Source organism: Xenophilus sp. Marseille-Q4582, assembly GCF_916700565.1.
In the GTDB taxonomy this organism is placed as follows: Bacteria; Pseudomonadota; Gammaproteobacteria; order Burkholderiales; family Burkholderiaceae_C; genus Xenophilus.
In genome coordinates, this window is the sequence record NZ_CAKAKO010000001.1 from 1,069,464 (window position 1) to 1,080,447 (window position 10,984).

Below are 10,984 nucleotides of genomic sequence, written 5' to 3' on the forward strand. Positions count from 1 at the left end.
CCCGAGAGGCGGCCGCGGGAAGGGCGGGGCGGCCGCAGTATGCCTGTCATGCATGAAGCATAGTGCCGCAGATGGCTTGTCCCGCGGCACCGCGCGGCCGAGACTGCGGGCATTGCTCCAGTGCGGCGCCCTCGTGCCGCCCGGCCCGAACCGCCCGCCGCGGCCGGGCCCCGAGCGTCGATCACCGAGTTCCCGAGTCCCCGAGTCCGCCGTTTCATGCCTTCACCCCTCCCACCCTCCGCGTCCGCCCCTTCCTCGACCGTGCGCACCGCCGTGCTCGCGCTGCTGCGCGAGCTGGGCATGACCACCATCTTCGGCAACCCGGGCTCTACCGAGCTGCCCATGTTCCGCGACTTCCCCGAGGACTTCCGCTACGTGCTGGGCCTGCAGGAAGCGGGCGTGGTCGGCATGGCCGACGGCTATGCGCAGGCCACGCGGCGCCCGGCCATCGTCAACCTGCATTCGGCGGCCGGCGTGGGCAACGCGATGGGCAACATCTTCACGGCCTTCCTCAACCGCACGCCGCTGGTCATCACGGCCGGGCAGCAGGCGCGCTCGATCCTGCCCTTCGACCCCTTCCTGTTCTCGGCCCAGGCCACCGAGCTGGCCAAACCCTACGTCAAGTGGAGCATCGAGCCCGCGCGTGCGCAGGACGTGCCGCAGGCCCTGGCGCGCGCCTGCTACGTGGCCATGCAGCCGCCCTGCGGCCCGGTGCTGGTGTCCATTCCGGCCGACGACTGGGAACAGCCGGCCGAGCTCGTGCCCGCGCGCCGCATCGGCACCGGGCTGCGGCCCGATCCGGCCGTGCTGGCGCAGATCGGCGATGCGCTCGACGCGAGCCAGCGCCCCGCCATCGTGGTGGGCGCGGGCGTGGACCGCGACGGCGCCTGGGACGACGTGCGCGCGCTGGCCGAGCGCCACCAGGCGCGCGTGTGGGTCGCGCCCATGTCGGCGCGCGGCGGTTTCGCCGAAGACCATCCACTCTTCGCCGGCTTCCTGCCGGCGATCCGCGAGCGCATCGTCGAACGCCTGGCCGGGCATGACCTGGTGCTGGTGCTGGGCGCGCCGGCCTTCTCGTACCACGTCGAAGGGCAGGGGCCGCACCTGCCTGCAGGCGCGCAGCTGTGCCAGCTGATCGACGACCCGCACACGGTGGCCTGGACGCCCGTGGGCATCGCGGCCCAGTGCAGCATCGGGCTGGGCGTGCGCGACCTGCTGGCGCGCCCCGCGCCCGCCACGCCGCGCACGCCCCCGGCCCCGCGTCCGCAACTGCCGCGCGCCGAGCCGCCGCCGCCCGGCGAGCGCATGTCGGTCGCCTTCGCGCTGCAGACGCTCAATGACGTGCGCGACCCCGGCTGCATCGTGGTCGAGGAAGCGCCGGGCTCGCGCCCCGTGATGCAGGAACGCCTGCATTTCACACGCAGCCACACCTTCTTCACCATGGCCAGCGGCGGGCTGGGCTGGGGCATGCCCGCCACGGTCGGCGTGGCGCTCGGCAGCCCGGGGCAGCGCGTGATCGGACTGATCGGCGACGGCTCCAGCATGTACTCGATCCAGGCGCTGTGGAGCGCCGCGCAACTGAAGCTGCCCATCACCTTCCTGATCCTCAACAACCGGCGCTATGCCGCGCTGCAGGACTTCGCGCCCGTCTTCGGCTACGCCCCCGGCGAAACGCCGCAGGGGACGGCGCTGCCCGACCTGGACTTCGTCGCGCTGGCGCGCGGCCAGGGCCTGGAAGCGCTGCGCGTGAGCGACGCGAACGCATTGGCGGGCGTGCTGCGCCAGTCGCTGCAGGGCACGGGGCCGGTGCTGGTGGAAATCGAGGTGGACTGAGCTTCCCGCCCCGCCCCCGAGCCTGAGCGAACCAAGTGCGTGCCAGAACGGATTCGCACGCGCCTTCACCACGAGAGCGGAGACAGACCATGCCGAAGACCCTTTCCTCGACCCCCGCGCGCTTCCTGCCCCGCCGCCGCGCCGGCCTGCTGCTGGGCGCCGCCCTGGCCCTCGCGCTGCCGGGCGCCGGCGCCTGGGCGCAGGCCGCGGCCTGGCCCAGCAAGCCCGTGAAGATCGTCGTCAACTTCCCGGCCGGCGGCGCGGCCGACCAGATCGCGCGGGCGATCGGCACGCCGCTGCAAGAGGCGCTGGGCCAGCCCGTGGTGATCGAGAACCGGGGCGGCGCGGGCGGCAACATCGGCGGCGATGTGGTCGCCAAGTCGGCGCCCGACGGCTACACCTTGCTCATGAGCTCGGGCGGCATGGTGTCGGTCAACCCCTTCATCTACGACAGGATGCCCTTCGACCCGGCCAAGGACCTGGTGCCCGTGGCCGCCACCGCGCGCGTGCTGGTGTTCCTGGTCACGCGGCCCGACTTCCCGGCCCAGGACGCGAAAAGCTTCCTGGCCTATGTGAAGGCGAACCCGGGCAAGCTGAGCTTCGGCTCGCCGGGCAACGGCAGTTCGCCACACCTGGCGACCGAGATGCTGAAGTCGCAGGCCGGGCTGGTCGCCACGCATGCGCCGTACCGCGGCGCGGCGCCCGCGCTCACCGACCTGCTGGGCGGCCAGCTTGACTTCCTGTTCGACCCTGGCGTGGCCGTGCCGCACATCCAGGCCGGCAAGCTCAAGCTGCTGGCCGTGGGCAGCCCCACGCGCTCGCCGCTGTTCCCCGACGTGCCCACGCTGGCCGAAGCGGGCCTGCCGGGCTTCGACGCCGACACCGTGTTCGGCCTCTATGCGCCGGCCGGCACGCCGCCCGAGGTCGTGGCGCGCCTGAACCGCGAAGTGAACAAAATCCTCGCGCAGCCCGGCCCGCACGAGCGCGTCCTGGCGCTGGGCGGCGAGGCCGCACCGATGACGCCCGAGCAGTTCCACCAGCGCGCGATGAGCGATGCGGAGCGCTTCGGCAAGATCATCCGCGAGCAGAAGATCCGCGGCGACTGACGGCTTCGCCGCCACGGGCCGCCAGGGGCCGGGCCCGGACCTTCAGCGCACCAGATCGGCCGGCAGCCAGCCGCGCAGGCTGTTGACGAACGCGAAGGCCTGCACGCGGGGCAGCTCCTCGACGCGCACCACGGCCTCGGCCAGCTCGCCGCTGCGCAGGCGCAGCGCGCGGCCGATGCCATTCAGCAGACCGCAGCGCAGCGGCGGCGTCACCCACCGGCCGTCCTGCCGTTGCAGCGCGATGTTGCCGCGCGTGCATTCGGTGATCTCGCCCTCGGCGTTCCACAGCAGCGTGTCGAACACGCCCTCGGCCGTGGGCGCGAAGGCCTCGTAGTGCGCGCGCCGCGTGGTCTTGTGGCGCGAGAACTCGCTGCGGGCCTCGTCGAAGGCGCGATCGGCCAGTTGCAGGCACACGCGCGCGGGCGGCGGCTCCATTGCAAAGGCCTGCGCGCGCGGCATGCCGCCTTCGTCCAGCAGCAGGCGCACGCGCCACAGGCCGGTGGGGTGCTCGGCCGTCAGCGCCTGCAGCACCTGCCGCACACGCTCGGGCTGCCAGGGCCGGCCGAAGTGGGCCGCCGCTGCGGCCATGCGGGCCAGGTGGTCGTCGACATGGCGCAGCGTGCCGCCGTCCAGTGCCAGGGTTTCCAGCAGGTCGAAGCTCGGTTCAGTGCTCATGGGGCTTGGGGGCGGATGGCGCGCCAGGGTGGGACGAGACGGGTGGCGCCGAGGCTGCGGCGGTCCACAGAAAAGCCAGCTTGTGCTGCCACTCGGCCCATTCGGCCGCGGCCTGTGCGTCGGAAGTGATGCCGCTGCCCACGCCGCAGAACGCGCGGCTTCCACGCAGGGTGACGGTGCGGATCGGCACGTTGAAGCGCGCGCTGCCGCCCGGCTGCACCACGCCCACGGCGCCGCAGTACACGCCGCGTGGCTGCGGCTCCAGCGCGTGGATCCGCTTCATCGCGCTGACCTTGGGCGCGCCCGTGATCGAGCCGCAGGGGAAGAGGGCGGCGAACAGGTCGGCCAGCGTGGTGCCCGCGCGCGTGCGCGCCTGCACGTCCGAGGTCATCTGCCACACGGTGGGCAGCGCCTCGGTGTGGAACAGGCGCGGCACGCGCACCGAGAAAGGTCGCGCCACGCGCGAGATGTCGTTGCGGATCAGGTCCACGATCATCACGTTCTCGGCCCGTTCCTTGGGCACGGTGCGCAGCCGGCGCGCGTTCGCTTCGTCTTCGGCAGGCGTGGCGCCGCGCGGCGCCGTGCCCTTCATGGGCCGGCCCAGCCACTGGTCGCCCTGCCAGTCGAAGAACAGCTCGGGGGAGACCGACAGCACCTGTTCCTCGCCTGCGTCGATGAAGGCCGTGTAGCCGTCGGGCTGCGCCTGGCGCAGCGCGCGAAAGCAGCGGCGCGCGGCTTCGGCGCTCGCGTCCGCCAAGGGCGCCTGCAGCGTCATCGTGTAGTTGAGCTGGTAGAGCTCGCCATCAGCGATGGCGCGGTGGATCTCGGCCATGTGGCGATCGAACTGCGCGCGCTGCAGCTGCGCCTGCCAAGCCAGCGGCGGCAGCACGGCCCCGGCCGCCAGTTCCTCGCGTGGCCAGGGCAGGGGCGTGTCGTGCACGCCGAACCAGGCCAGCGGCCCGTCGGCGGGATGCACGGCAAAGGCCGGGTCGAAGGCGGCCGCGGCTTCGTAGCGCAGGTAGCCCACGCACCAGCGGCCCTCGCGCGCCGCGGCTTCGGCCGCGTCCAGCACGGGCCGCACCTCCTGCGGCATGCGCGCGGCCAGCACGCGCCGGGGCGTGCCGAAGGCGGCGCGCAGGCGGCCGGCGCGCGGATCCGGGCTGTGCGGGTCGGCAAAGTCGATCAGCGCCTGCCAGGGCGCCGCCGGGCGCGCCGGCGTGTTCATGGCGCGGCCGCGGCCGCAGGCGCCGCCGGGGCTGCGGCCTGCCGCGCGCGCACGCGCTGGCGCACGGTGTCGATGTTGTGCCGCAGCGCGTACAGCTCGTCGGCATACGACAGCGGCACCGCGATGCGGTCCACCACGCGGTCGAGCTGGTCCAGCTCGTCCAGCAGCGCCTGCCACTGCTGCGGCGTGCGGCCTTCGCCCGCGTCGGCCTTGGCCTCCACCTCGCGCAGGCGCGCGTACCAGCGGAACACGCGCCGCCGCACGCGGAAGGTGTACAGCGGCGGCACGACGCGCGACAGCGGCAGCAGCAGCACGATCAGGCCGCCCAGCACCAGCCACATGCGCTCGATGAGGTTGCTGGCCCAGAAGGGCAGGTAGCGCTGCCAGAAGGGCGGTGTGCCGTTGATGGCGCGGTCGCCCTCGGCGCTCACGGGCAGTTCGCTGGTGCGCGTGTTCGGGAACTCGCGCGCGCCGTTGAACCAGTGCGCGCCGCCGTGGATGGTCTGCGCCGCCTGCGCGAAGAGCTGGCGCAGCGCGGGGTGCGTGTCTTCGCGCGTGAGCAGCGACACCGTGGCCGCCAGCATGGTCACGTCCTGCGGCGGCTGGTCGCCCGCCAGGTCCACGATGCCGCGCGGCAGGCTCACGGCCGAGAAGAAGGGGAAGATGCGCGTGTAGGCCTCGGCCTGGCGCAGGTCCAGCAGGCCGATGCCCGGGCTGCGCAGCAGGCGCTGCACCAGCGGCGACTGCGGGGCCGACGCCATCACCTCCACATCGATCATGCCGCCCAGCAGCGCCTCGGTGGCGGGGCTGGGGTCCAGCTGCGACAGCGGCATGCGCGCCGCGTCGATGCGGTTGGCGTTCAGCATGCGCGCCATGATGTCGGGCACGCCGCTGCCGGCCTGGCCCACGTTCACGCGCAGCGGCCGCAGGTCGGCCAGCGAATCGATGGCGCCGTGCTTCCTTTCATCGCCGGGCCGCCCCAAGATGAAAGGCGCCCCCTCGGGGGGCAGCGGACCACGCGCAGCGGGGGAGCGTGGGGGCGTATTTCTGATGCGTTGGGCCGCATCGAGCCGGTAGAAGATCCACAGCGGCTCGTAGTAGAGCGCGCCCAGCGAGACGAGGCCTGCCTCGCTGTCGGCCACCGGGTCGGCGCTGCCGCCGCGCACGAAGGCCGCGTCCACTTCGCCCTTGCGCAGCAGCGCCAGGTTGTTCACCGAGCCCGTGGTGGGCTTGAGCACCACGGTGATGCCGTTGGCGCGCAGGGCCTCGGCATAGCGCTGGCCGAATTCGGCATCGGCGCTGCCGGCCGGGCCGGTGGCCAAGGTCACGCTGCGCGGCGGCTGCGGCTGCAGGTAGACGTAGGCCGCGATCAGCACGCCGGCCACCAGGAAGACCACCGGCCCAACCGACGCGATCAGGTCGCGAAAGCCCAGCCACAGCAGCTTGAAGTAGCGCGGCACGGCTTTCATGTCAGGGCTTCTTGCGATCGGCTCGCATGACAGCCGTCATGCCTGCGGCGCCCAGTCCGCGCGGCCGGGGAAGCGCAGGCCCTCGGCGCCTTCGATGCTGCGCGCGGCCCACGCGGCGCGCACGGTGGCGCGGGCCACGGCCTCGGCGGCCATGGTGCTCAGCACGGTCATGCCGGGGGCGGCGTCGCCCAGCGGCACGCGGCCGGTGGCCAGCGCGAACAGCGTGTCGCCGTCGCTCATGGTGTGCACCGGGTTGATGGCGCGGGCCAGGCCGTCGTGCGCCACGGTGGCGAGCCGGTTGGCCTGCACCTTGGTCAGCACGGCGTCTGTGGCCACCACGCCGATGGTGGTGTTGGTGCCGGCCAGCAGCGGGCGCGGCGGCTCGCCGGCCAGCAGGGCGCGGCGCGTGTCGCGCAGGCGCAGGCCGTCGTCGGTGCGCGCACCGGCGATCACGGCGCCGGTGTCCGGGTCGACCACATCGCCCAGCGCATTGCAGGCGATGAGCGCGCCCACCGTCACGCCGCCCACGGTGACCGAGGCGGTGCCGATGCCGCCCTTCATGGCATGGGCGGCGCCGAAGAGCTTGCCCACCAGCGCGCCGGTGCCGGCGCCCACGTTGCCTTCGGCGGGCGCTTGCGCCGAGGCGGCCTCGCAGGCGGCGCGGCCGGCGGCGGCGTCGGGCCGCACGCGCGCGCCGGTGGAGGGCAGGTCGAAGAGCACGGCGGCGGGCACGATGGGCAGGGTGCCGTAGCGCACGTCCAGGCCCACATTGCGCTCTTCCAGCCAGGCCACCACGCCATCGGCCGCGGCCAGGCCCCAGGCGCTGCCGCCGGCCAGCAGCACGGCATGCACCTGCTGCACGAAGTTGCCGGGCGCGAGCAGGTCGGTTTCCCGCGTGCCGGGCGCGGCACCGCGCACGTCCACGCCGGCCACGGCGCCTTCGCGCGCCAGGATCACGGTGCAGCCGGTGGGGCCATCGGGGTGGGAGAAATGGCCGACTTCGAGGCCGGCGACGTCGGTGATCGCACCGGCGTCGGCAAGGGGGGCAAAGGGGGTGTTGCGGGACATCGGGCGGGATCATACGAGCCGGGTCGCCGTCCATGGCCCCGGCGCCCGGCTCACCCCGGCGCGGGCGTGGCCCGCCCGCATCGCCTTCAGTCCGCCTGGAAACCCGTGGCCTTGACCACCCGCGCCCAGCGCGCCGAATCCTCGTCCATGCGGGTGCGGAAGGCCGCGCCGCAGCGGTCGGCCGAGGGCGTGAGGCCCGAGGCCGCCATGCGCGTGCGGAACTCCGGCGAGGCCAGCGCCTTGCGGTGCGCGGCCGTCAGCCGCTCGGTCACGGCGGCCGGCAGGCCCTTGGGGCCGATCAGCCCGAACCACACCGTGGTCTGCAGCTGCGGCAGGCCCACTTCGGCCACCGTGGGCACTTCGGGCAGCTCGGCCGTGCGCTGCGGCGCGGTGGTGGCGTAGGCCGCCAGCTTGCCGGCCTTGATGTGCGGCGCGGCGGTGGAGATCTGCACGAAGCCCAGCGGCGAGACGCCGCCCAGCATGTCCGACACCTGCGGCGGGCTGCTGCGGTAGGGCACATGCGTCATCTCCACCTTCAGCGCTTCCGAGAGCTGGTAGCCCAGGAAGTGCGCGGGCGAGCCCGGCGAGAAGGAGGAGTACGCCGGCGCCGGCTTCTGCGAGGTGATCCAGGTCTTGAGCTGCGCGAAGTCGCCCTTGCCCACGCTGGGGTGGCTGGCCAGCACCAGGCCGGCTTCCACGCCTTCGCAGAGGGGCGTGAAGTCGGCCAGCGTGTAGCGGGCCTTGGTGTTGGCATGTGGCGTGATGGTGAGCATGCCGGTGGTGCCCACCAGCAGCGAATAGCCGTCGGCGTCGGCGCGCGTGAGCGCCTGCGCCGCCACCATGCCGCCCACGGCCTGCGAGTTCTCCACCACGATGGCCTGGCCCAGTTCCTTGCCCATCAGGTCGGCGATGGCGCGGGCGTAGGCGTCGGGCGGGCCGCCGGGGGCCGAGGGCGCGACCAGCTTGATCGGCTTGGTGGGCCAGTTCTGGGCCAGCACCGGCGTGCTGCAGGCGGCCAGGGCCATCAGCGCGAAGGCGAGAGGGCGGGGGCGGAAAGCGGGGGAGGGCGTGTGCATGAGGTCTCCTGTTCTTGAAATCGGAATCGGGGCAGCGTCCGGGCCGTGTTCGGGCCATGTGTGGGCTCTGCGGGCGGGTGCGGCGAATGGTGAGCCCACCGCTCGCGCAGCGGAGTGGCTCAGCGCTGCGGCATGTCGGCGGCCGAGTAGCCCAGGCTCACGGCCGCGTCCTCCGGAATGGGCGGCACGGTCTCGTTCCAGGCCAGCCATTGCGCGCGCAGCGCCTCGAAGATGTCGGGGTGGCGCTTCGCCAGGTTGGCGCGTTCGCGTGCGTCGCGGCTCAGGTCGAAGAGGTATTCGTGCTCGTCCACGCGCAGGTACTTCCACGGCCCCTTGCGCAGCGCGCGCTGCTGGCGGTGGTTCATGCGCCAGTACAGCGGGCGCTCGAAGGTCTGCGCAGGCTCGCGCAGCACGGCGGCCAGCGACACGCCGTCCAGCGCGTGGCCCGCGGGCGCCGCGGCGCCGCCCAGCTCGAGCATCGTGGCCGACCAGTCCATGGTCATGCAGTGCTGCGTGCTCGTGCTGCCGGCCGGAATCACGGCCGGCCAGTGCGCCACCCAGGGCACGCGGATGCCGCCTTCGGTCAGGTCCATCTTGCCGCCCACCAGCGGCCAGTTGTCGGAAAAGCGCTCGCCGCCGTTGTCGCTGGTGAAGACGATCAGCGTGTTCTCCAGCAGCCCTTCCTCGCGCAGCGCGGCCACCAGCTGGCCGATGCCTTCGTCCATGTGGTGGATCATGCGGCGGTAGGTCTCGACGTCGCCGCCGTCCAGGTGGAACAGGTTGGCCGCCACCTCGGGCGCCATATGGGCGTCGGCTCGCGTTTCCCACGGCCAGTGCGGCGCCGTGTAGTGCAGGCTCAGGAAGAAGGGGCGGCCTTCGCGCGCATCGCTGGCGCGCTCGCGCACATGGGCCACCGCGCGCTGCGAGAGCAGGTCGGTGAGGTAGCCCACCTCGTGGTGCTCTTCCTCGCCCACGAACAGGTCGTGGTCGCCCTTGCCTGAGCAGTGGGTGAAGTAGTCCACGCCGCCGGCCATGATCCCGTAGAAGGCGTCGTAGCCCGAGCGCAGCGGGCCGAAGGCCGGCGGGTAGCCCAGGTGCCACTTGCCGATCAGCGCCGTGGCGTAGCCGGCCTCGCGCAGCAGCGAGGGCAGGGTGGGCAGCTCGGGCGGCAGGCCCAGGCGCGGGTTGCCCTTGCTCTTGCTGTTGATGGGCTCTTCCATGCCGCCGCGCAGGCGGTACTGGTAGCGCATGGTCATCAGCGCGAAGCGCGTGGGCGAGCACACGGGCGAATTGGCATAGCCCTCGGTCATGCGCAGGCCGCCCGCGGCCAGCGCGTCGATGTTCGGCGACACCGGCCCGAAGCCCGCTTCGCGCCCGCCGTAGCAGCCCAGGTCGGCAAAGCCCAGGTCGTCGGCCACGATGTAGATCAGGTTGGGTCTGGGTGCGGAATCGGTCATGGCGCGAGGGGCAGAACAGTCCGGCCCGGTCGGTAGAGGGGAAACAGGGGCCAGCTTAGGCCGGGAACCGGCATCCGTAAAATTGAAAATTGATTGCCAAAGATAAAAATATCTATGGATCCGCGCCACCTCGTGCAGCTCGCCACCATCCTGGAAAAGGGCTCCATCACGCAGGCCAGCCGCCACCTGCACCTGACGCAGCCCACGCTCACGCACAACATGCAGACGCTGGAGATGCAGGCCGGCGGCCTGCTCTTCGAGCGCAGCCGCTACGGCGTGCGCAGCACCCCGCTGGGCGAGATGCTGGCGCGCGAGGGCCGGGCCATCGCGCGCCAGCTGCGCGACGCGGCCGAGGTCACGGCCCGCCACCGCGGCGGCATCCGCCGGCAGGTGCGCATCGGCGTGGGGCCGGTGGTGGGCGCGGCGGTGATGGGCGCGCTGGCGCACCAGCTGCTGGCGCGGCTGCCCGACCTGGCGCTGTCCATCCAGAGCGACCGCCCGCACCTGCTGATGGAACAGCTGATCGACGGCCGGCACGACTTCGTGATCGCGCCTTCGTGGCTGGAGCGCCCGCCGCCCGGCATCGCGCGCGAGCTGCTGGTGGCCGACGCGCTGGGCGTCTTCTGCGGGCGCACGCACCCGCTGGCGGGCCAGCCGCTGGGCGAGGGCGCGGTCGACGGCCAATCGTGGATCAGCCTGGGCACGGCCTCGCCCTTCGACCAGGACGTGCGTGACATGCTGCGCGCGGCCGGCGTGGCGCGCATGCGCGCCGAAGTCACGGTGCTCGGCGAAGCCTTCACCCTGCTCGACCTGCTGTCGCGCGGCCGGCACCTGTCGGTGCTGCCGCGCTTTCCGCTGCGGCGGCTCATGGCGCGCTTCGGTGTGGTGGAGCTGCCCTGGCCCGGCGTGGCCACGGCCCGGCCCATGTACCTGTGGAGCCGCGCCAGCGCCCAGGAAGACGCGGCGATGGCGCAGGTGGGACAGCTGCTGCGCGAGGAGATCGCGGCCATGGCAGCGGGCGATGCCGCCGAGGGGCCCGATGCCGCCGCTCACGCGCCCCGCGGCGCGGCCTGAA

At 73.1% G+C, this 10,984-nt stretch carries 7 protein-coding genes and 1 pseudogene; 3 read left to right on the forward strand and 5 right to left on the reverse strand.

Annotation, left to right across the window (positions count from 1 at the left end; all coding sequences use genetic code 11):
- Positions 1 to 216 precede the first annotated feature (216 nt).
- Complete coding sequence (gene mdlC / locus LG388_RS04950; RefSeq protein ID WP_225781705.1) at positions 217 to 1,833, forward strand: benzoylformate decarboxylase; 1,617 nt, start codon at positions 217 to 219, stop codon at positions 1,831 to 1,833.
- An 89-nt stretch (positions 1,834 to 1,922) separates the two neighbouring features.
- A complete protein-coding gene (locus tag LG388_RS04955) occupies positions 1,923 to 2,939 on the forward strand; it encodes a tripartite tricarboxylate transporter substrate binding protein (RefSeq protein ID WP_225781706.1) in 1,017 nt (338 codons plus the stop codon).
- Positions 2,940 to 2,981: 42 nt separating this feature from the next.
- On the opposite strand, the pseudogene pabB reads toward LG388_RS04955, so the two are convergent.
- The 5 genes and pseudogenes from pabB to LG388_RS04980 form a co-directional block, all read right to left on the reverse strand.
- Positions 2,982 to 4,839 (reverse strand): annotated as a pseudogene (pabB, locus tag LG388_RS04960) (aminodeoxychorismate synthase component I).
- Positions 4,836 to 6,308, reverse strand: a complete 1,473-nt coding sequence (locus LG388_RS04965) for a TAXI family TRAP transporter solute-binding subunit (protein ID WP_225781707.1) — start codon at positions 6,306 to 6,308, stop codon at positions 4,836 to 4,838. The pseudogene pabB and the gene LG388_RS04965 overlap by 4 nt, the downstream one beginning before the upstream one ends.
- A 36-nt stretch (positions 6,309 to 6,344) precedes the next feature.
- Complete coding sequence (locus LG388_RS04970) at positions 6,345 to 7,376, reverse strand: P1 family peptidase (RefSeq protein WP_225781708.1); 1,032 nt, start codon at positions 7,374 to 7,376, stop codon at positions 6,345 to 6,347.
- Positions 7,377 to 7,462: 86 nt separating this feature from the next.
- Positions 7,463 to 8,452, reverse strand: a complete 990-nt coding sequence (locus LG388_RS04975) for a tripartite tricarboxylate transporter substrate binding protein (protein WP_225781709.1) — start codon at positions 8,450 to 8,452, stop codon at positions 7,463 to 7,465.
- 119 nt (positions 8,453 to 8,571) lie between these two features.
- Positions 8,572 to 9,909, reverse strand: a complete 1,338-nt coding sequence (locus tag LG388_RS04980) for a sulfatase (RefSeq protein ID WP_225781710.1) — start codon at positions 9,907 to 9,909, stop codon at positions 8,572 to 8,574.
- 114 nt (positions 9,910 to 10,023) lie between these two features.
- On the opposite strand from LG388_RS04980, the gene LG388_RS04985 reads away from it, so the two are divergent.
- A complete protein-coding gene (locus tag LG388_RS04985) occupies positions 10,024 to 10,983 on the forward strand; it encodes a LysR family transcriptional regulator (protein WP_225781711.1) in 960 nt (319 codons plus the stop codon).
- Position 10,984: the final 1 nt, after the last annotated feature.